This is a genomic window from Streptomyces venezuelae (genome assembly GCF_008642375.1).
Lineage (GTDB): Bacteria > Actinomycetota > Actinomycetes > Streptomycetales > Streptomycetaceae > Streptomyces > Streptomyces venezuelae_G.
In genome coordinates, this window is sequence record NZ_CP029194.1 from 511,279 (window position 1) to 531,248 (window position 19,970).

The window sequence follows — 19,970 nt, forward strand, 5'->3', positions numbered from 1 at the left end:
TGATCACACCGCGTGTGATCGGTTCCGACCCTACTCGGCGCCTTCCGCCGACCGCGCGCGCAGGGGCCCGCCCACCTCGTGGAGGTGCCCGAGGGCCTGGCGGTACGACTCCACGAAACCGGTCTCGGTGTACGGCACGCCCAGCGCGGCGCAGTGGGCGCGCACGGCGGGCTGGGCGAGTCGGAGGTGGGGGCGCGGCATGCTCGGGAAGAGGTGGTGCTCGACCTGGTAGTTGAGTCCGCCGAGGAACCAGTCGGTGAAGGCGCCGCCGCGGATGTTGCGCGAGGTGAGCACCTGGCGGCGGAGGTGGCCCCAGCTGTCGCCGTCGGCGTGCTCGTCCGGGCGCTCCATGCCCTTGTGGTTGGGGGCGAAGGCCAGGCCGAGGTGGACACCGAGCAGCATCTGGTGGAGGAGGGCGAAGACCAGCGCCTGGAGGGGGTCGAGGAGGGTGAGGAGCAGGGCCGCGTAGCCGGCGAAGTGGGCGAGGAGCAGGGCGCCCTCGACGAGCCGCTCGCGCCGGGTGCGGCAGGGGCCGTCCTTCGCGAGCAGGGCCTGGACGCCGTACACCTTGAGGGCGATGCCCTCCAGGGTCGTCAGCGGGAAGAACAGCCAGGCCTGGTGGCGGGTGAGGAAGCCGCGCAGGCCCGTGCGGCCCGTGGTCTGGTGCTCGGCGAAGACGAGGATGTCCGCGGCGACGTCCGGGTCCTTGTCGAGGTGGTTGGGATTCGCGTGGTGGCGGTTGTGCTTGTCGTTCCACCACTCCCGGCTCATGCCGAGGAGCAGGTTGGCGTGGGCGAGCTGGATGATCCGGCTCGCCTTCCGGTCGGCGGTGATCTGGGCGTGACCCGCGTCGTGGGCGACGAAGGCGGCGCGGGCGGAGAGCAGTGCGAGGGGGACCGCGAGCGGAAGGGCCCACCAGGAAGGGCCGATCAGGGCGAGTCCGGCCACCACGGCGGCGATGCCGAGGAGGTTGACGACGATCCCCCGGGCGTACCAGCCGGGGCGGTGTTCCAGGAGGCCCTGTTCCCTGACCGTCCGCAGGAGCGGGCTGAACTCGCTGCCGCCCCTGGCCCGGACAGGGGCGTCGGCGGGGACCTCGGCGGGGGCGAGCGCCGGGGGCAGAACGGTGGCCTGGGACATGGGCGGGCTCCTGTTTCTGTGCGTCGGGGAGCGATCGGATCGGTGCGGGCGCCTCCGTCGACGCTACGGATTCGTGATCGTCCGGGGCCATGGCGTCACCACCCGTCCAGGTCAGGGGGCACGCAGGGGTGCGGGGGTGGGGGGAACCCCACCCCGCGGCGCCACTCGGGCGACCGTGACACACATCACGCTTGCCAGGTGCACGCGGAGGGGGTCGGCTGGAGTACCCCCGGCCACTCGGTCGCCAGGTAGTCAAATTTGAGGAATGCATTGTCGCTGTTGCACGGATCCGACGATTCCGCCCGCGAACTCACCCTTTTCTCCGCCGTCTTCCTTCCCGCCGATCCGCCCCGCGCGGGGAGGATCGCCTTCTGGTCACCGGATGACGACGCGCTGCCGGACGGCGCCCCCGCGAACGCCGAGCTCACGGTCGTGGACGGCGACAGCCTCCGTCCCGTCACCGTCCCCGCGCACGCCCTCTCCGTCCGGGAGGCCCTGCCGCTGCTCGCCCGTGCCCGGTTCGCGGACTCCGCCTCGCCCTCCGCCGCGTTCTGGGGCGCCGCGTCGCTGCTCGCCCTGGACCTCGTCGCACGCGGACTGCTGCTGCCGGGGGTGACTCCCGGCGACCACGACGCGTGGCGGGCCGGGCCGCTCGGTCCCGAGGAACTGGCGCGCCTGCGCACCCTCGCGGCCTCGATGCCGCCGAGCGCCCACGCCGTACCCCTGTCCGCCGTCACCCTCACCACCGGGCCCGACTCCCCCGAGCCCGTGTCCTCCCGACCCGTGTCCTCCGGCGAGCCGCTGCTGCTCCCCGAACCCGAGGCGCTGCTCCGCGCGTTCACCGACGCGGTCGCGGACACGCTGCCCCGGACCCCCGCCGCCTCCCTCGCGGCGGGCGGGCCCGCCTTCGCGGCCGACGCGCCACAGTCCATCCCCGAACAGCGGCCCTGGGCCGCCGATGTGGCGGCGGGTCACGACGCGGGCGTACGGCTGTCGCTCCGGCTCGAACTCCCCGGCTTCACCGCCGAGGCGAGCGAGGCGCCCGCCTTCCGCGCGGTCCTCCAGCTGCACGGCGTCGCCGACCCGACGCTGGTCGCGGACGCGGCGGAGGTCTGGGCGGGATCCGGCACGACGGCCGGCGCCTTCGGCCCGCGGGCCCGGATCGACGCGCTCCTCGCGCTGCGGCGCGCCTCCCGCGCCTGGCCGCCCCTGGCCCCGCTCCTCACCGCGGCCGTACCCGACACCGTCGAGCTCGCCGACGAGGAGGTCGCGGAGCTCCTCGGCCCGGCGGCCCGGGCCCTCGCGGCGACCGGCGTCCAGGTCCACTGGCCGCGCGAACTCGCCGACCGGCTCACCGCCCAGGCGGTGATCGGCCCGTCGGCCACGGCGGGCGAGGGGAACGGCACGGGACACGGAATCGGCGACGCGCCGGACGCAGGCCACGGCGTTCCGGACGGAAACCCCTCCGACACGCCGGACGGCGCGCACGGTCCGGTCGGCGGTTCGCTCCCCTCCTTCCTCTCCGCCGACGCCCTGCTCGCCTTCAACTGGCGCTTCGCGGTGGGCGGGCACGAGCTGACGCGGGCCGAGCTCGACCGGCTCGCCGAGGCCGGGCGTCCCCTCGTCCGCCTGCGGGACCGCTGGGTGCTCGTCGACCCGGCCGAGGTGCTCCGCGCCCGCGCCCAGCAGGACCGCAAGGTCACTCCGGTCGACGCCCTCGCGGCCGTCCTGACCGGCACGACCGAGGTGGACGGCCGCGCCGTCGAGGTGGCGGCGTCCGGCTGGCTGGAACGGTTGCGGGAGCGGATCGCCGACCCCGAGGGCGGCCGCCCGGAGATCGCGCAGCCCGCCGCGCTCGCCGCGAACCTGCGCGACTACCAGCTGCGCGGGCTCGACTGGCTCCACCGGATGACCTCCCTCGGCCTCGGCGGCTGTCTCGCCGACGACATGGGCCTCGGCAAGACGATCACGGTCATCGCGCTCCATCTGCACCGCCAGTCCGACCCGGCCTCGGCCGGGCCCACGCTGGTCGTCTGCCCGACCTCGCTCATGGGCAACTGGCAGCGGGAGATCGAGAAGTTCGCGCCCGGCACGCGGGTCCGCCGCTTCCACGGCGCCGCGCGTGACCTGGAGGGCGTCGCCGACGGCGACTTCGTCCTCACCACGTACGGCACGATGCGGCTCGACACCGAGCGGCTCGCCGGGCGGAGCTGGGGACTCCTCGTCGCGGACGAGGCGCAGCACGTCAAGAACCCGTACTCGGCGACCGCGCGTGCGCTGCGGACGATCGGGGCACGCGCGCGCGTGGCGCTGTCCGGCACCCCGGTGGAGAACAACCTCTCCGAGCTGTGGGCGATCCTCGACTGGACGACCCCGGGCCTGCTCGGCAGTCTCGGGGCCTTCCGTACGCGCTTCGCCGCCGCCGTCGAGGGCGGCGGGAACCCGGCCGCCGCCGAACGGCTCGGCGCGCTGGTCCGCCCCTTCCTGCTGCGCCGCCGGAAGTCCGACCCGGGCATCGCGCCGGAGCTGCCGCCGAAGACGGAGACCGACCGGGCCGTCTCGCTGACGCCGGAACAGGCCGGTCTGTACGAGGCGGTGGTGCGCGAGACCCTGGAGTCGATCGCCGGCGCCCAGGGCATGGAGCGCCGCGGGCTCGTCGTGAAGCTGCTGACCGGCCTCAAGCAGATCTGCAACCACCCCGCCCAGTACCTCAAGGAGGACCGGCCGACGATCGAGGGCCGCTCGGGCAAGCTGGAGCTGCTCGACGAACTGCTCGACACGATCCTCGCCGAGGGCGCGAGCACCCTGGTCTTCACCCAGTACGTGGGGATGGCCCGGCTCCTGGAGACGCACCTCGCGGCGCGGGGCGTGCGGACGCAGTTCCTGCACGGCGGCACGCCCGTCGCCGAGCGCGAGGCCATGGTGGCGCGGTTCCAGGACGGGGAGGTACCCGTCTTCCTGCTCTCGCTGAAGGCCGCCGGGACCGGGCTCAACCTCACCCGGGCCGAGCACGTCGTGCACTACGACCGCTGGTGGAACCCGGCCGTGGAGGCGCAGGCCACCGACCGCGCGTACCGGATCGGGCAGGACCGGCCGGTGCAGGTGCACCGGCTGATCGCCGAGGGCACGATCGAGGACCGGATCGCCGCCATGCTCGACCGCAAGCGGGAGCTGGCGGACGCCGTCCTCGGGACCGGCGGGGACGCCCCGCCGGAGCTGACCGAACTGACCGACGCGGAGCTGGCTGAGCTCGTACGACTGCGAGGGGACGGACGATGAGCGAGTACGGAAACGGGCACGGGCACGGCGGCGACGAGCGGACCTTCGAGGCGCTGCCGCCCGCGAGGGGCTCGGCGTTCGCCAGGACCTGGTGGGGCCGGGCGTGGCTCAAGGCGCTGGAGGACACGGCGCTCGACGGCCAGCAGTTGAAGGCGGGGCGCAGGCACGCGCGCGCGGGCGCGGTGGGCTCCGTGTCGGTGCGCCCCGGCCGGATCACGGCGATCGTCAAGGACCGCGACGGCACCGCGCACCGCAGCGACGTGCTGGTGCGGGAGTTCACGGAGGAGGAGTGGGAGCGGCTGCTCGACCTGGCCGTGGACAGCGCCGGGCACATCGCGGCGCTTCTCGACCGCGAGATGCCGCCGCACCTGGTGGAGGACGCGGCGGTGACGGGGCTCGACCTGCTGCCCGGGATCGGCGATCTCGATCCGGAGTGCGGCTGCGAGGCGTGGGACCACTGTCCGCACACGTCGGCGCTCTGCTACCAGGTGGCGCGGCTGCTCGACGAGGACCCGTTCGTCCTGCTGCTGATGCGGGGGCGCGGGGAGCGGACCCTCCTCGACCAGCTGCAGACGCGCAGCGCGCGGCGTGCCGCGGCGCCTTCGGTGCGCGGCGGGAAGCACGGGTCCGGGGACGGGCCGGAGGACGGGGCCCTGGCGGAGGGCACCGGAGGCATGCCCGGCGTGTCGGCGGCCGAGGCGTACGCGGCCAGGGGCATCCTGCCGCCGCTGCCGGTCCCGCCGAACGCCCTCCCGGCGCCGGGCGAACCGCCCTCGCTCGACACGGAGACCGATCCGCAGCCGGGGGTCGATCCGACTGCGCTCGAGTTCCTCGCGCAGGACGCGGCGGCCCGCGCGCACCGGATGCTCGTGGCGGCCCTCGGCGGCGGTGAGCCGGGCGAAACCTCGCCGACGGTCGCGCAGGACGCGGCGCGCCTCGCCGCGGGGGCTCCCGCCTCCTGGATCACGGCGCGGCTCGCCGCCGGTTCGGGCAGGTCGCGGTCGGAGCTGGACGCGGCCGCGCGCGCGTGGCGGTTCGGTGGCGGCGCCGCCCTCTCCGTACTGGAGGAGGAGTGGGCGCCGGACGCCGAGACGCTCGTCCGTGCCGAGGCGCGGCTCGCGGAGTCCTGGGAGGACGGTGAGCGGCCCGTGCTGAGGCGCACGGCCGGCGGGCGCTGGACGGTGGTGGGCGCGGAGGCGCAGTTGCGGCTCGGTGCGGACGGCCGCTGGTGGCCGTACCTCAAGGCCGCCGGCCGTTGGTCCCCCGCGGGTCCGGCGGACCGCGATCCGGCATCGGCCCTGGCCACGGCACTCGCGGCCGGCACGACGGGAGCGGGCGGCGAGGGTGCCGCCGCTACCGGAGGAGGCCGGTGAGCTTCCGGCCGGTGGCGGAGGGGATGGCCAGGCTGCAGGCGACGGTGTCGGAGCCGAGCAGGTAACTGGTGCGGTAGGGGTACTGGACGAAGGTCGTCCAGCGGGTGCCGAGCGCCTGTCGGGCGGCCTTGTCGCGGAGGGGTACGCGGCAGAGTTCCGTGGCCGCTTCCCGTACCCCCGGGTCGTCGGCGAACGTGCCGGTGAGGCGGAGCCGGGTGACGAGCTCGGCGTCGTGCGGCGTGTCGCAGTCGCGCCGGAGGGCGGTGCCCGGCGTGGCGCGGTCGATGTCGAAGCAGTCGCCGACGCGCAGTGCCTCGAAGGAGACAGGACGGGCGGGGGGCCGTGTCGGCGTCGGGGCCGTGGAGGCGGACGCGGACGGCTCGGTGGTGGCGGGAGCGGTGGTGGCGGTACGGAGGGAGTGCGGGGAGGCGCTGCCCTCCGGCGGGGCGGGGTGCCGGCCGGGTGCCGTGTGTGTCGGCGTGTCGGCCACGGGGTCGGGTGTCGCGGGCGCGCCGGTCGAGGGTGTGCCGGCCTTCGACGGCGTGCCCGGTTTCGAGGGCGACGGCGACACGGCGGCTCCGTCGTCAGGGGTGACGACCGGGGACGGTCCGGCCACCGGGCCGCCGCCCGCCCGTCCGTCGGCCGGTCCTTCGAGCTCCTCCCCGCCGCCGACGGCCATCACTCCGCCCACGACCAGTGCGGCCAGGACCAGCGGGACGAGCGGCACGCCGAACCAGCGGGCGTGCCGGGCGGCCGGCCCGGGCCGGGGCGCTCCGAGGCGTACGACACGTGACCACGCGGGAGCGGTGAGCCGCTCGGTGGGGTCGGGCCCGGTGAGGCGGGGCTCGGCTGAGGGGGACACAGCAGGTCGGCGGTCCGGCGGTGGAGGGGTGGTCGGCTGGTGCGGCACGTACACCAGGGTTGCCTGTCGACGGCCGTGAGGCGAGTGATCACGGGGCGCTGAGTACGGCCTGTACAGAATCGTGACCATCGCCGAGCACGTCCGGGGGCGTCTTGTCCGGTGATCGCCGGAATCGTCCCCTCCCCTGCCGGGGGGCTCGTGTCCTACAGACCGAGCTGGCGCTCCGCGCCCTCGACGGTCTGGGCGAGGAGCACGGCGATGGTCATGGGGCCGACGCCGCCGGGGACCGGGGTGATGAGGGAGGCGCGCTCGGCTGCGGACGCGAAGTCGACGTCGCCGATGTTGCCCGGGTTGTAGCCGGCGTCGACGACGACGGCGCCGGGCTTGATGTCCTCGCCCTTGATGAAGTTCGGCTTGCCCACGGCCGCCACCAGGATGTCGGCCTCCCGTATGACGGAGGAGAGGTCCTTGGTGCGGGAGTGGCAGTAGGTGACGGTGGCGTCGCGGCCGAGGAGGAGCAGACCGGCCGGCTTGCCGAGGATGGCGCTGCGCCCGACGACGACGGCCCGCTTGCCGCTCGGTTCGACGTCGTACGCGTCGAGGAGGCGCATGATGCCGCCGGGCGTGCAGGAGACGAAGCCGGGCAGCCCGAAGCCCATGGCGGCGAAGGAGGCCATGGTGACCCCGTCGACGTCCTTCTCCGGCGCGATGGCCTCGAAGGCGGCGCGCTCGTCGATGTGCGGGCCGACCGGGTGCTGCAGCAGGATGCCGTGGACCTCGGGATCCTCCGACAGCGCGGTGATCGCGGCGACCAGTTCCTCGGTCGTCGTGGTGGCGGGCAGCTCGACGTGCTTGGAGCGGATGCCGGCCTTCGCGCAGCGGTTCTGCTTCATCTTCACGTACGTCACGGAGGCCGGGTCGGCCCCGACCAGGACGGTCGCGAGGCACGGCGTGACGCCGGTGCGGCGGGTGACCTCGGCGGCGCGCGCGGCGGTCTCCTCGACCGTGCGGCGGGCGAGGGCGGTGCCGTCCATGAGGGTGGCGGTGCTGGTGGACATGGTGACTCCTGGGCGTCGTGTCTGACGGATGGTTCGCCCAGGCGCACGGCATCGGCACGGCCGCACCGCTCGGGTGCGCTCCGCCCGGGCCGCTCCCCGGTGGTGATCCACCTCAAGCGCCAGTCACGGCCCGCGCCCACTCTACGTCCTCCCTGCCGGGGCCCGGGGGGCCGGGGGCCGGGCCCGGTCCCCGGTCAGGGCGGCGCATGCGCTGTGGTCAGGACGCTCAGGCCGCCGGCACCGGCTGCTCCGGGGCCAGCGAGTTGCCCCCGGGGATGTCGCCGCAGTCGGACGGGGCGGTCCTGCCCGCGAACCGGTCGTCGAGCCAGTCGATCGCGCGCGGTGCCCAGACGACGGGCACGCCGTTGTGGCTGAGCAGGTTGAACTGCTGGTACGCGATGGAGTCGTTGCCGGTGGCGCAGTACTGACGGGCCAGGGCTCGCACGTCCCCGGCGACCATGACCGCGTCGCCGGTGCCGATGCCCGGCGGGTCGGCGAAGGTCCCTTCGAGGACGCCACCGTTGCCCTGGGCGATGAACCCGGGGATGGTCGGGGTGGCGGCCGAGCCGAGGTTGATCCTGTTCACCGCGTCGACGAACTCGGGCACCGAGTTCGCGTCGGCGTACTGCGGCTTCGCCATCTTCTTCCAGGTCAGCCCGGGGTAGTGGCCGAGCGCGTCGAGGATCGAGCCGTGCTCGAGCTCCTCGTACACCTGCTTGCCGTAGTCGTTCAGGTACTGCTTGAGGTCGATGTCGTAGGAGCGGGAGACGCCGATCACCGCCATGGGGATGACTCCCGACCACACGAGGGAGCCGTCCACGTACCGCAGGTTGTGCGCGGGGGCCACGAGCAGGCCGCCCTCGGCGAAGCCGACCAACTGCCGGTTCACGTCCGGCGCGTAGGCCGGTGCCATCGCGGCTGCCCAGTTCGTGGCGATGGCGCCGCCGGAGTAGCCCATGAGACCGAACCTGGTGCCGGCGCTCAGCCCCGTCTCCCCGGACCGGGTCGCGGCACGGATCGAGTCCAGGGTGTTGGTGCCGTACTCGGGCCCCGCGGCGAAGTTCGCCCGTTGTCCCTGGGTGTCCGGGATGACGAGGGTGTAGCCCTTCGCGAGCAGCGGCGCCATGAAGAGCGCCTCGGCGTTCGGGATCACGCCGCCGAGGGTGAGGTTTCCGGCGATCGCGCGGGACGGCCCGTCCTCCGGGTTCAGCGAGTCGTAGAAGGACTGGTAGGACACGGCCTTGCTGCCGTCGCCCGTGAGGCTGCGCACCACCGTGGTCACGTTGGCGGACGGTCGCCCCTGGGCGTCGGTGCTGCGGTAGAGCAGCTGGATCGCCTTCAGCGGCGTGGGTACGCCGACGAGGTGGTACTGCAGCGTCCGCGTCTTCAGGACGGTGCCCGGTGCGAACGACGACAGGGGCTCGCTGCCCTCGTAGGCGTAGAACGGGTCGGTGGCGGCGGTTGCGGTCGTCGTCGGCGCGGATTCGGTGGTGGTGGCCGCGGTGGCCGCCGGAGCGGCGGTCAGGGCCGCCGTGGCGAGGGCCGCCGTGACGGCGATCAGCCGGACTCCTGGCTTGGACATGATTCCCCCGGTTCGTGGAACGGCATCACGATGGGCGGTGCGGTTGCGGTCCGCACACGTCTGGTGGTCCGCCGAATGGCGTGTTACCAACTGGTAGGTAATATCCCGGAAACCATCATGGCGACGGTCCGGGGCGCTGTCCCCGGGGCGAAGCACAGAGATTCGTGAGGTGGATTGTGATCGCGTCCAACGCCGCGGAACCCGACCCGGCGCCGCAGTTGGGCGGTATCCCGGTCCACAAGCGGCTGTTGGACGCCTCGCCGACGCTGGCGCCCGCGGTGATGGCCCGGCTCGTCGAGCAGCTTCCCTCGTACGGGGCGCTGCCGAAGGAGCAGCTTCGCGGCGAGACCGCCCAGGCGGTGGACCGCGGCCTCCGCACCTTCATCGAGGTGCTGCGCACCGGCGAACCGCCGGAGGAGTCGGAGTTGGCCAGGATCCGGGAGTCGTCGGCCCGACGCGCCGACGAGGGGATCCCGCTGGAAGCCGTCGTCGGCGCCTACCACTTCGGGGCGGAGGCGTGCGTGGACCGGGTCCTGTCGGCCGCCGAGCCGGAAGACCTGCCCGACGTCCTGCTGGTGCAGCGCCAACTGCTCCGCTACCTGCGGCTGGTGAGCTGTGCGGTCGCGGCCGGATACGTGGAGGAGCGGCAGACCGCACTCGGAGACGAGCAGGTCGCCCGGCAGTCGCTGCTGTCCCGGCTCCTCGAGGGCGGCGACCCGCGGGCCGCGGCCGACCGCGCCGGCATCCGGCTGCCGCCCCGCTATCTCGTCCTGGGCATCTTCATGGGCCCGCACCCGGACGAGCTGAGGCCCGAGGTGAACAGCGCCGTCGCCGTGCGCCGCAAACTCCGGCGGCTGCGCAACGAGTTGCAGCGCCGGACGCCGGGCGTCCCGCTGTCCGTGCTGTCCGCCGACGGCGGTCTCGCCCTCGTACCGGACGAGACGCCGGCCCCCGGCCCGGTCCGCGCGGACCGGGACCGGCTCGCCCGGCTGGTCGAGGAGCTCAGCCGGATGTGCGGCGCAGAGCTGCTGGTGGCGGCGGCCGCCGCGGCGCCGGAGGGCGTCGCGGACGCGGCCCGGCTCGTGGGCGAGATACGGCAGGTGGCGAAGGCGTCCGGCCGTGGCCCCGGGCTGTATCTGCTCGACGACGTGCTGCTGGAGTACCAGTTGAGCCGGCCGAGTCCGGCCAGCGAAGCGCTCGCCGCCCTGCTCGGCCCACTGGCGGAGCGCCCGGAGCTGCTCGACACCCTGCGCACCTACCTTGCCTGCGGCATCGACCGCCGCCAGGCCGCGGCCCGGCTCCAGATCCACCCGAACACGGTGGACTACCGCCTGCGCAGCGCCACGAAACTCACCGGCCTCGACGCCGCCCGGGGCGCCGACCAACTGACGCTGCGCGCCGCACTGGCCGCCCACGACGCCCTGCGGCAAGGCGAGTTCGACACGGACTGACGGTGCGTCATTCGGCCGGCGGGACGAGATCCCCGCGCAGGCGCCGGGTACGGAGCACCAGCTCCAGCTCGAAGCGGCGGTCCGGGTCGTCCAGGTCGTCGCCGAACAACTCCCGGAGCTGACGCAGCCGGTAGCGCACGGTCTGCGGGTGCACTCCGAGCCGGGCGGCCACCTCGGGGGCACCACCCCGTGTCTCCAGCCAGGCGAGCAGCGTCTCGGCCAGACGGTGGGCGTGCGCCGGGCCGCCGGAATCGTCGAGCCCCGCCAGCCGCCGCTGCGCCAGATCGTCGATCAACTCGCCCGCGGGCAGCAGGACCAGGGCCTCGGCGTGCTCCGCGCAGTGCAGGAGCCGTCCTCGCGGCAGGACGCCCTGCTCGATCATCCCGACAGCGGCCTCGGCCCAGCGCAGCGACGTGGCGGCCTCGGCCACGGGAACCGACGGGCCGATCGCACCGGACCAGCCCGCGACCGCCCGGTGCAGCAGCTCCGCGCGCCCGGGGGCTTCCACGTCAGGGACGACCAGGCGCGGCCGCTCGCCCTCCATGTCGAGCAGCACCTCGTCGCCCACCGCGGGGGCGACGGCCTCCTCGGCAGGGCGGAGCAGCACCGCCACCGCCACCTTCTCCGGCAGCTGCCAGCCCAGGTGGGCGGCGCGGTCGGCGAGCAGGGCCGACGGGTCGGCGCGGTGCTCGGACAACAGGAGGTCGACGAGGAGCCGTTGCAGACGGAGCCGCTCCCCGGCCTGGCGGGCGACGGCCTCGGCGTAGCCGCGTACCGACTGCGCGACCATCACGTCCAGGTACTCGAAGGCGGACTCGGCGAGTTCGTACATGGCGGACGGCGGGATGTCGACCTGCTGGCCGACCTCCGCCATGCGCCGCCAGGAGAGACGCACGCCCAGCCGGTAGATCTCCTGGAGCGAGTCCAGGCTGCGCCCCTGCGAGACCTCGCCGCGCCCGAAGTCCTGGAACAGCTCGGGCAGGGCCCGCGGCCGGTCCGAGCCCGTGGTCATCTGCTCCACGAAGAGCTCCAGCGCGTGGCGGATGGCCACCAGGGCCTTCGGCTCTCCGGACTCGTCGGGCATGAGCACCAGCCCCGGATGCTCCCGCCGGATCTCGGCGAGGATGTCCTGCGCCAGTCCGGGAACCTCCTCGAGGGCACGGTCGGCGAACAGCTGGATTCGTTCCCGTGGCACGTCGTGCCACGCTGACGAGGCTTGCAAAGCACCGCTCCTGGATGTCCGGTCCGTCTGGGCTCGGTCCGTCGGCCTGACAGGCACAAACTAGCCCGCGTCGGAGCCCGGCGCGCTGGAAGGCCCCTGGGCGGGCGGGTCGGGGAATGTGACGAGCGGCACGTTCTGCTGCTCGGGTGTGGCTTCGAGGGCGGCGACGATCCCGAAGGCGGTGCCGGTGGCCAGTACGGCGGCGGCGACGCAGGTCAGGATGGCGGCGAGCAGTCTGGACATGAGGATGATCGGCCTCTCAGTCGATGAGGTCTGTCACCCAGCGCGCCGGCCCGGTCCGGCGCGGTCAGTATGCGAGGCACATTGACAGGTGGTCAAGCTCCACCTAATTTCGCCCTGCACAGCAGTTACTCCCGGGTAAGACGTCCATCGCCCCGGCCGGCTGTGATCCGCGCGGCCGATTCCGCGCGGCCCCGACCTCCACGTATCGCGTCCGTATCGGAGTACCCGCATGCGCCGCTCAATATCGCCTTTCCCTCTGATTCTGCTGGGTACCGGTGTCTTCCTGCTGGTGCTCTCCCAACTGCTCGCCTGGTACGTGGAGCCGCGTGCCAAACGGACGCCGACCGACACGCTCTCCACGACGGTCTTCGAAGGTCAGGGCAGCTATTTCGACACCGGGTCCGTCTCCACGGTGGACGACCAGAAGCTCACGATCACCCGCCGGGTGGTGGGTGACGTCGCAGGCAGCGAGCGCAGCGGAAACGCGGTCTGGGACGTGTCGACCCAGATCGACACGCCGAAGACGCTGCCGCTGGCCGACCCGCGCAAGTCCCTGCAGTGGACCACCGAGCGCTGGGTGACCGACCGCCGTACGAACCGCCCGGTGCACTGCTGCGAGGAGAAGCCGTCGTTCGAGGGCGAGGCCTATCTGAAGTTCCCGTTCGACGTCGAGAAGCGCACCTACACCTGGTGGGACAGCAGCCTGGGCGCCACGGTGCCGCTGAAGTTCGACCAGGCCGTCAGGGTCGAGGGGCACACGGGCTACCGCTTCGTCGGCGCCGTGAAGGCCACCGCGACGGGAACCCGTCTGGTGCCCGCCGTGCTGGTCGGCAGTTCGCAGCCGGGCCAGATCGCGGCCGAGGAGTGGTACGCGAACGAGCGGATCGAGCTGACCGTGGACCCTCGGACGGGCCGGATCATGAACGCGATGATCGCGCCGACGAAGACGCTGCGGGCCCCGGGCTCCCAGAAGGACGCGGTCACCCTGCTGGCCAGCGAGGGGCTGCGGTTCACCGATGCCACCCGGCGCGAGCAGGTGAAGCTGGCCGAGGCGGACAGCAGCCGGCTGAAGCTGCTCGGCGAGACCGCGCCCGTCGGGGGCGGGGTCGTGGGCGGTCTGCTGATCATCGTCGGCGCCGCGCTGACGCTGCGGGGCGGCCGACGGCCGCAACACTCAGAAGAGTGATGAAACAGCGCTGCGAAACGGATCGAATTTATCAGCAGCGTGAGTAGCTGGAACGAATGCTTGAACGAACACTGACGTTACCGCTTAGTAAGGCGTCAGTGCTTCCTGTGGACGGGTCTCCCACCCCAGGAGACCTGGTGTACCCGCACCACCCGTACGACCCGCAGCACCGAGCCAGCCCAGCGCTTCATCCCCGGAAGCCCGGCACGACCCTCACCCGCCTGCCTCCCGCAGCCGCCGAGTTGGAGCACCTCTATGCCCCAGCGCGCGTCCGCTCTGGCCCCCGGCCAGAAGGACTCCCTCACCGTCCCCGCTCATCTCCGTACCGGCGACCACGTCGCCGACCCGCTCCCCACCGACCCGCACCTGGTGTCCTCCGGGTCACCCCTGCCCCACCGGATCACCTTCCTCGCCCGCCGCGACCTGGGCAACCAGGCCGCCGGCGGCTCGGAACTGCTCATCGACCGGATAGCCGGCGGCCTCACCGCCGACGGCCATGACGTCACCCTCGTGTGCGGCGGCCCGCCCGCGGCGCGCGACTACCGGGTGGTGTCCGCGGGAGGCGACGCGGGCCACTTCCTGCGCGCCAAGGCGACCTTCGCCCGCGAGGTCGGCGACTGCGATCTGCTGGTCGAGGTGTGCAACGGCATGCCGTACCTGGCGCCGCTGTGGCACCGCGGACCGACGTTGTGCCTGGTCAACCACGTACACACGGATCTCTGGCAGATGCGATACCCCGGCCCCGCGGCACGGCTGGGCCGCCGGCTGGAGCACTGGGCGCTGGCCGGCACCCACCGCGACAACCTGATGGTGGCCGTCTCCGAGTCGACCGCCGCCGAGCTGCGCGGCATCGGCGTCGCCGCGGACCGCATCCGGATCGTCAACAACGGTGTCGAGGAGCCCGGCCCGCTGCTGCCCGAGGCGAAGGAACCGCTGTTCCTTGCCGTCGGCCGGCTGGTGGAGTACAAGCGCATCGACCTGCTCCTCAGGCTGTGGGAGCGGGTCCGTCCCGTCACCGGGGGCCGGCTCGTCATCGTCGGCGACGGCCCCGAGCGGGAACGGCTCGAGGCCATGGCCGGTCCCGGCGTGACCTTCGCCGGCCGGGTGTCGGAGGCCGAGAAGCACCGCCTGATGTGCGAGGCGTGGCTCCTGCTGCACCCCTCCCTCGTCGAGGGCTGGGGGCTGGTCGTCACCGAGGCGGCCGCCCGGGGCACCCCGGCGATCGGTTTCGACATCCCCGGTCTGTGCGACTCCGTCGAGGACGGGGAGACCGGGGTGCTCGCCCGTGGCGAGAGTTCGTTCGCCGCCGCGTGGTGCGCCCTGTCCCTCAGTACGGAACGGCGCGCGGCCATGGGCCGTGCCGCCACGCAGCGCGCCAGGCGCTTCCGCTGGAGCGCGACGGTCCGCCAGTTCCAGGCGGTCGCCGCCGAGGCCGCGGCGCGGGCGGCGGCCCGTGGAGGCGGCAGGAGCGGCCGTGCCTGAGATCACCGAACGCGCCTTCAAGGACCCGTCGTTGAAACGATCGACGGCCCTCTTCCGGGCGTTCATGCGCGAACAGAACGATCCGGCGCGGTGCTACACCCTGCTGGCCCGTGACTCGGTCGCGCAGGTCGCACGCCATGTGGACCTACCCGGCAAGATCGTCGTCGACGTCGGCGGAGGCAGCGGCCACTTCACGGAGGAGTTCCGCCGCCGCGGCGCGGAGTGCTACCTCTTCGAGCCCGACCCGCGGGAGCTCGGCGCCCGCGGCCCGGTCGGCGGGGACGCGGTGCTCGCCGACGGATATCTGCTGCCGCTCGCCGACGGCGCGGCGGACGTGTGCTTCTCGTCCAACGTCCTGGAGCACGTGTCGGACCCGCAGACGTTCATCAGCGAGATGGCGCGGGTCACCCGCCCCGGTGGGCTGATCTACCTGTCGTTCACCAACTGGCTCTCTCCCTGGGGCGGTCACGAGACCGCGCCGTGGCACTACCTCGGCGCCGACCGCGCCCGCCGACGCTACGAGCGGCGCACCGGCCGCGAGGCGAAGCACACGGTCGGCGAGAACCTCTTCCCCGTCCACATCGGTCCCACCCTTCGGCACGTCCGCGGCCGCGACGACGTACAGGTCGTCACGGCGCGATCACGTTACTGGCCGTTCCTCGCGAGCACGATCACCCGGATACCGGGTCTCCGCGAGATCGCCACCTGGAATCTGCTGCTGATTCTCAGGCGAAGCCCATGAGCATGCGAAGCGAGGAACGGTCATGACCACTACGGTCCAGACACCCACCTGGGTGCCGCAGCCCGGCCGGACGCCGTCGGCGTCGGGCGAGCCGCGTGGACGACGCCTGCTGTTCGGCTTCTGGGCCGTCGTACTGCTGGCGTTCCTCTCGGTGTCACCGGGGAAGATGACGTTCGAGACCAAACTGGGGGTCGCACTCGACCCCTGGCGCTTCATCGGCGACCTCGGTTCGCTGTGGAACGGCAACGTGGGTCTCGGCGGCATAGCCAACCAGTACGTCGGGTACGCCTTCCCGGCACTGCCCTACTACGCGCTCGCGGACCTGCTGCAGCTGCCGGTCTGGCTGGCCGAGCGGCTCTGGCTGTCGATCATCGTGACCGCCGCGTTCTGGGGAGCGCTCCGGCTCGCCGAACGTCTGCGCGTGGGCACGCCCGTGTCGCGGGTCCTCGGCGCGGTCGTGTACGCGCTGTGGCCCACGTTCACGATCGTCGTCGGGTCGACCTCCGCGGCCGCGCTGCCCGGTGCCCTGCTGCCCTGGGTGCTGCTCCCGCTCACGTCCGCGACGCTGAGCCCCCGGACGGCCGCCGCGCGTTCGGCCCTGCTCATCCCCTTCATGGGTGGTGTGAACGCCGCCTCGACCCTGGCCGCGCTGCTGCCCGTGGGGCTGTACCTGCTCAGCCGCCCGGCCGGCCCTCGTCGGCGCGCGCTGCTCGGCTGGTGGATCCCGGGCGTCGTGCTGGCCACCGTCTGGTGGGTGGTGCCGCTGCTCCTGCTCGGCATGCACGGCGAGAACTTCATGCCGTACGTCGAACAGGCCGACACCACCACCGCCACCATGTCCGCGACCGAGCTGCTGCGCGGAGCCGGCAACTGGGTGGCCTATCTGAACTTCGGTGAGGCGTGGCTGCCGGCCGGCTGGACCGTCGCGACCTCCGTCGTCACCGTCCTCGGTTCGGCGTTCGCCGCCGCGCTGGGCCTCGCGGGCCTCGCCCGGCGTGATCTGCCGGAGCGCCGCTGGCTGCTGCTGACCGTCCTGTCGGTCGTCCTGATCGTGCTCGCCGGATACGGCGGGGCCTTCGGCGGTCCGTTCCACGGTGTCGTCCAGGACTTGTTGAACGGGGCTCTCAAGCCGTTCCGCAACATCTACAAGTTCCAGCCGGGACTGGCCCTCGCACTCGCCCTCGGACTGGCCCACCTGACGGCCGTGCTCGCCGAGAACCGGGGGTCCCGCGCGCTGCGCGGTCGCCGCTGGGTGCCCGCGACCGCCGCCGTGCTCGTCCTGCCCGGTCTGGCGCTTCCGTACGTCAACGGCTCGATCCTGCAGCCCGGCGCGTTCAGCAAGCTGCCCACCCACTGGGAGAAGGCCGCCGGCTGGCTCAAGGACAACGCCCCGAACAGTCGGGCCCTGGTCGTGCCGGCGACGGCGCACGGCATCTACACCTGGGGATCCCCCATCGACCAGCCCTTCGACGTGCTGGCCGAAACTCCCTGGGCGCAGCGCGACTTCGTCCCCTTCGGCACTCCCGGAGCGCGGCGCATGACGGACGCCGTCGAGCAGGCACTGCTCTCCGGCACGGAGGTTCCGGGCCTGCAGGCGTACCTGTCACGGGCGGGCATGCACGAGGTGGTCGTCCGCAACGACCTCGACCCCGACCAGATCGGCTACGTCCCGCCGCAGACCGTGAAGCGGACCCTGGAGTCCTCCGGCTACCGCAAGGTGACCGGCTTCGGTCCGCTGGTGACCGGCGGGCGCATCGCCGCCGACACCCCGCTCCAGGTGCAGGGGCTCTACCCGCGGCTCCAGGCCGTGGAGATCTACCGGCCGGCGGACCGTGACGGGCGGCCCGACCGGGTCGGTGTCTCGGCCGTGGCCGACACGGCCGTGGTCAGCGGCGGACCCGAGTCGCTGCTCCAGCTGTCCGCCGACCCCTCGATGACGGACCGGCCGGCCGTGCTGGCCGGTGACAAGCTGCCCAAGGGCGTCGACGCTCCGGTGAAGGCGGTCGCGGACGGACTGCGCCGGGCCGACACCCGCTTCGGCCTGGTCAACAACAACACCTCGTACACGTACACCGCGGACGAGCGCAACCACTCCGGCAGCCTGCAGAACCCGGGCGAGCGGCCCAAGCAGATCCTTCCGTTCGAGGGCGTCGAGCACCAGACGACGGCGGTGCTGCGCGGCGCCGAGTCCGTGACGGCCTCCAGCAGTGGCAACTGGCTGTTCCACCTGCCGCAGTACGACCCGGTGAACGCCTTCGACGGCAACCCGGACACCGCGTGGGCCGACGGCAGCCAGGGTGAGCCGGTCGGTCAGTGGCTCCGGGTGGCCTTCTCCGGGCCGACCGACATCCCGGACTCCATCCAGCTGACCCCGCTGCCGGGCGACGCCATGCGCGCGGCGCCCACGCAGGTCCGGATCGAGACCGACCGCGGTTCGGCCGACAGCCCGCTGCGGACCAACGGCCTGCCGCAGACGGTCAAGGCCCCCGCCGGCGTGGCCTCGTGGATGAAGATCACCGTGCTCTCCGCCCAGCAGGCGAGTCCGGGCCTCTCCGGGGCCGGGTTCTCCGAGGTGTCGATCCCGGACGTGCGGGTGACGCGCCTGCTGGCGCTGCCCGCCGACGCGAAGCGCACCGAGGCGGCGGCGACCGTGTACTCCCTGCACCGGGGTACCGACGCGGGTGGCCTGTCGCCCCAGTCGGCCGAGGTGGGACTGCACCGCCGGTTCACCACCGGGGAGCCGGGCGAGTACAGGGTGTCGGCGCGTGCCGTCGCCGTGCCCGGGGGCCCGTTGGACAAGCTGTTCGACCGTGCGGCCCCCGGGTCGAAGAACCGGGTGACGGCGTCCGTGGACTCCGTCAGCGCCAACGGCACGTCGCTCGGCGCGCGCAACCTGGTCGACGGTGATCTGACGACCTCCTGGATCGCGGGCGACAAGCCGGTCGTCCACCTGAACTGGCCCGGGAAGAAGAAGATCGACGAGATCATCCTCGCTCCGGCGGGTGGCGTGTCCACCCGGCCCGAGCAGGTGATGATCAGCTCCCCGAACGGCGCGGCGGTGGCCGACGTGGACGAGAACGGACGCGTCCGCTTCCCCGCGATCGAGACGGACCGGCTCGACATCACCGTCAGCAGGGTGGCTCCGCTCACCATCCACAACCCGGTGGCGAACGCCCAGGTGCAGCTGCCGGTCGGACTGAGCGAGGTGCACGTGCCCGCGCTGGCCGAGCTGCGGGTGCCGCGGCCGAAGGCCGACGCGCGCTTCTCCCTGGCCTGTGGCGAGGGTCCTGACCTCGCCGTGGGCGGTGTCCTGCACAAGACGAAGGCCTCCGGGTTCGTCCGGGACCTCACCGAGCGCCGCCCCGTCACCGTCACCCTCTGCGCGGGCGACGAGAAGGACGGCACTCTGGGTCTTCCCGCCGGCGACCACGAGGTGGAGGCGGGTGACGCCGGCCCGCTGGCGATCACCGACGTCACGCTGACCCACGGCGCTCCGGAGGCACTGTCCGGAGCGGCGGGCCGCGAGGCCACCGTCACCCGGTGGACCGACGACAGCCGGACCGTCTCGGTGTCGGCCGGCTCCGGCGAGGCCGTCTACCTGCGGACCTTCGAGAACGCCAACGACGGCTGGAAGGCCACCCTGGGCGGCAAGGAGCTGGAGTCCGTGCGCCTCGACGGCTGGCAGCAGGCCTGGGTGGTCCCGGCCGGCGCCTCCGGCACGGTGACCATGGAGTTCGAGCCCTCCGGTACGTACCGGGCGGCCCTCGTCGGCGGTGCGTTCGCGCTCGTCGCTCTGATCGCCTTGGCCTTCGTCGGCCGTCGGCGTGACGGCGGCGACGGGACCGCCGAGGATCTGCCCGAGCCGACGGCGCCGGGGATGCTCCTCGGAACGGTGGCGCTGACCGCGGTCGTCGCGGTGGCGGCGGGGCCGCTGGCCCTGATCGTGCCCGTGCTCGCCGTGGCGGCGCGGTTCCGGCCGGCCGTGCTCGTACCGACCGCGGCGGCGGCGATGGCCGGAGCCGGTCTCGTCGCGGCCGTCGGCGCCGGCGAGCCGGTCGCCGCGGGGGCGGGCGCCTTCAGCGGCCTCGCGCAGGTGCTGGCGCTGGTGGCCGTGTCCGCCGCGCTGGTGACGGCGGTGCCGCCGGGGTCCGTGGCCGCCTCGCAGGAGGACCCCGAGGGGTCCGAGGCGCCGGGCGTCGGACGCGTGGTCCCGACCGGGCCGGGCAGCACCGACGACTGGTACCTGCCCGAGCCGCCCCGTCGGCGGCCGGACGACGGCGACCCCGCGTGATCGGTCGCTGGGCAGCCGCCGGGAGGGGCACCTCAACCCCTCCCGGCAAGGCCCTGATT

13 protein-coding genes and 1 riboswitch are annotated in these 19,970 nt (G+C 73.3%); of the genes, 7 read left to right on the plus strand and 6 right to left on the minus strand.

What is annotated here, in order from left to right:
* Positions 1-30 precede the first annotated feature (30 nt).
* Positions 31-1,140 (minus strand): fatty acid desaturase family protein, encoded by a 1,110-nt coding sequence (locus DEJ46_RS02420; protein ID WP_150263934.1) that lies wholly within the window; start codon positions 1,138-1,140, stop codon positions 31-33.
* A gap of 270 nt (positions 1,141-1,410) precedes the next feature.
* On the opposite strand from DEJ46_RS02420, the gene DEJ46_RS02425 reads away from it, so the two are divergent.
* Complete coding sequence (locus DEJ46_RS02425; RefSeq protein ID WP_411757708.1) at positions 1,411-4,419, plus strand: DEAD/DEAH box helicase; 3,009 nt, start codon at positions 1,411-1,413, stop codon at positions 4,417-4,419.
* Positions 4,416-5,792, plus strand: coding sequence for an SWF or SNF family helicase (locus DEJ46_RS02430; RefSeq protein ID WP_150263936.1), 1,377 nt, complete (start codon positions 4,416-4,418; stop codon positions 5,790-5,792). The genes DEJ46_RS02425 and DEJ46_RS02430 overlap by 4 nt, the downstream gene beginning before the upstream one ends.
* On the opposite strand, the gene DEJ46_RS02435 is transcribed toward DEJ46_RS02430, so the two are convergent.
* The 3 genes from DEJ46_RS02435 to DEJ46_RS02445 all read right to left on the minus strand — a co-directional run bounded on the left by DEJ46_RS02435 (position 5,773) and on the right by DEJ46_RS02445 (position 9,294).
* The gene (locus tag DEJ46_RS02435; RefSeq protein WP_150263937.1) at positions 5,773-6,654 is read right to left on the minus strand and encodes a hypothetical protein; all 882 of its coding nucleotides are present in this window, start codon (positions 6,652-6,654) and stop codon (positions 5,773-5,775) included. The genes DEJ46_RS02430 and DEJ46_RS02435 overlap by 20 nt on opposite strands.
* A 203-nt stretch (positions 6,655-6,857) precedes the next feature.
* The gene (locus DEJ46_RS02440; protein WP_150263938.1) at positions 6,858-7,712 is read right to left on the minus strand and encodes a bifunctional 5,10-methylenetetrahydrofolate dehydrogenase/5,10-methenyltetrahydrofolate cyclohydrolase; all 855 of its coding nucleotides are present in this window, start codon (positions 7,710-7,712) and stop codon (positions 6,858-6,860) included.
* Between the two features lie 28 nt (positions 7,713-7,740).
* Positions 7,741-7,849, minus strand: a riboswitch (ZMP/ZTP riboswitch).
* Positions 7,850-7,938: 89 nt separating this feature from the next.
* Positions 7,939-9,294, minus strand: a complete 1,356-nt coding sequence (locus tag DEJ46_RS02445; RefSeq protein WP_150263939.1) for a lipase family protein — start codon at positions 9,292-9,294, stop codon at positions 7,939-7,941.
* A 176-nt stretch (positions 9,295-9,470) separates the two neighbouring features.
* Between DEJ46_RS02445 and DEJ46_RS02450 the strand changes: the two genes are divergently transcribed.
* Entirely contained in the window at positions 9,471-10,745 is a 1,275-nt protein-coding gene (locus tag DEJ46_RS02450; protein WP_223834465.1) for a PucR family transcriptional regulator, read from the plus strand.
* 7 nt (positions 10,746-10,752) lie between these two features.
* Here the strand turns inward: DEJ46_RS02450 and DEJ46_RS02455 are convergent, their stop codons facing one another.
* Both DEJ46_RS02455 and DEJ46_RS02460 read right to left on the minus strand, forming a co-directional pair.
* Positions 10,753-11,940, minus strand: a complete 1,188-nt coding sequence (locus DEJ46_RS02455) for a PucR family transcriptional regulator (RefSeq protein ID WP_190622389.1) — start codon at positions 11,938-11,940, stop codon at positions 10,753-10,755.
* Between the two features lie 87 nt (positions 11,941-12,027).
* The gene (locus tag DEJ46_RS02460) at positions 12,028-12,210 is read right to left on the minus strand and encodes a hypothetical protein (protein ID WP_150263941.1); all 183 of its coding nucleotides are present in this window, start codon (positions 12,208-12,210) and stop codon (positions 12,028-12,030) included.
* A 229-nt stretch (positions 12,211-12,439) separates the two neighbouring features.
* Between DEJ46_RS02460 and DEJ46_RS02465 the strand changes: the two genes are divergently transcribed.
* From DEJ46_RS02465 to DEJ46_RS02480, 4 genes are all read left to right on the plus strand, one after another.
* Positions 12,440-13,396: a DUF3068 domain-containing protein gene (locus tag DEJ46_RS02465; RefSeq protein WP_150263942.1), complete on the plus strand. Its 957-nt coding sequence runs from the start codon at positions 12,440-12,442 to the stop codon at positions 13,394-13,396.
* A gap of 255 nt (positions 13,397-13,651) precedes the next feature.
* Positions 13,652-14,878: a glycosyltransferase family 4 protein gene (locus DEJ46_RS02470; protein WP_150263943.1), complete on the plus strand. Its 1,227-nt coding sequence runs from the start codon at positions 13,652-13,654 to the stop codon at positions 14,876-14,878.
* 64 nt (positions 14,879-14,942) lie between these two features.
* Positions 14,943-15,620: a class I SAM-dependent methyltransferase gene (locus DEJ46_RS02475; RefSeq protein WP_150274018.1), complete on the plus strand. Its 678-nt coding sequence runs from the start codon at positions 14,943-14,945 to the stop codon at positions 15,618-15,620.
* Positions 15,621-15,642: 22 nt separating this feature from the next.
* A complete protein-coding gene (locus DEJ46_RS02480; RefSeq protein WP_150263944.1) occupies positions 15,643-19,911 on the plus strand; it encodes an alpha-(1->3)-arabinofuranosyltransferase family protein in 4,269 nt (1,422 codons plus the stop codon).
* Positions 19,912-19,970: the final 59 nt, after the last annotated feature.

Excerpts from the sequence above, each read along its gene's own strand:
- DEJ46_RS02460 (WP_150263941.1), bottom strand. The coding sequence starts at position 12,210 with ATGTCCAGACTGCTCGCCGCCATCCTGACCTGCGTCGCCGCCGCCGTA.
- DEJ46_RS02465 (WP_150263942.1), top strand. The coding sequence starts at position 12,440 with ATGCGCCGCTCAATATCGCCTTTCCCTCTGATTCTGCTGGGTACCGGT.
- DEJ46_RS02430 (WP_150263936.1), top strand. The coding sequence starts at position 4,416 with ATGAGCGAGTACGGAAACGGGCACGGGCACGGCGGCGACGAGCGGACC.
- DEJ46_RS02420 (WP_150263934.1), bottom strand. The coding sequence starts at position 1,140 with ATGTCCCAGGCCACCGTTCTGCCCCCGGCGCTCGCCCCCGCCGAGGTC.
- DEJ46_RS02470 (WP_150263943.1), top strand. The coding sequence starts at position 13,652 with ATGCCCCAGCGCGCGTCCGCTCTGGCCCCCGGCCAGAAGGACTCCCTC.
- DEJ46_RS02440 (WP_150263938.1), bottom strand. The coding sequence starts at position 7,712 with ATGTCCACCAGCACCGCCACCCTCATGGACGGCACCGCCCTCGCCCGC.
- DEJ46_RS02445 (WP_150263939.1), bottom strand. The coding sequence starts at position 9,294 with ATGTCCAAGCCAGGAGTCCGGCTGATCGCCGTCACGGCGGCCCTCGCC.
- DEJ46_RS02475 (WP_150274018.1), top strand. The coding sequence starts at position 14,943 with ATGCGCGAACAGAACGATCCGGCGCGGTGCTACACCCTGCTGGCCCGT.
- DEJ46_RS02480 (WP_150263944.1), top strand. The coding sequence starts at position 15,643 with ATGACCACTACGGTCCAGACACCCACCTGGGTGCCGCAGCCCGGCCGG.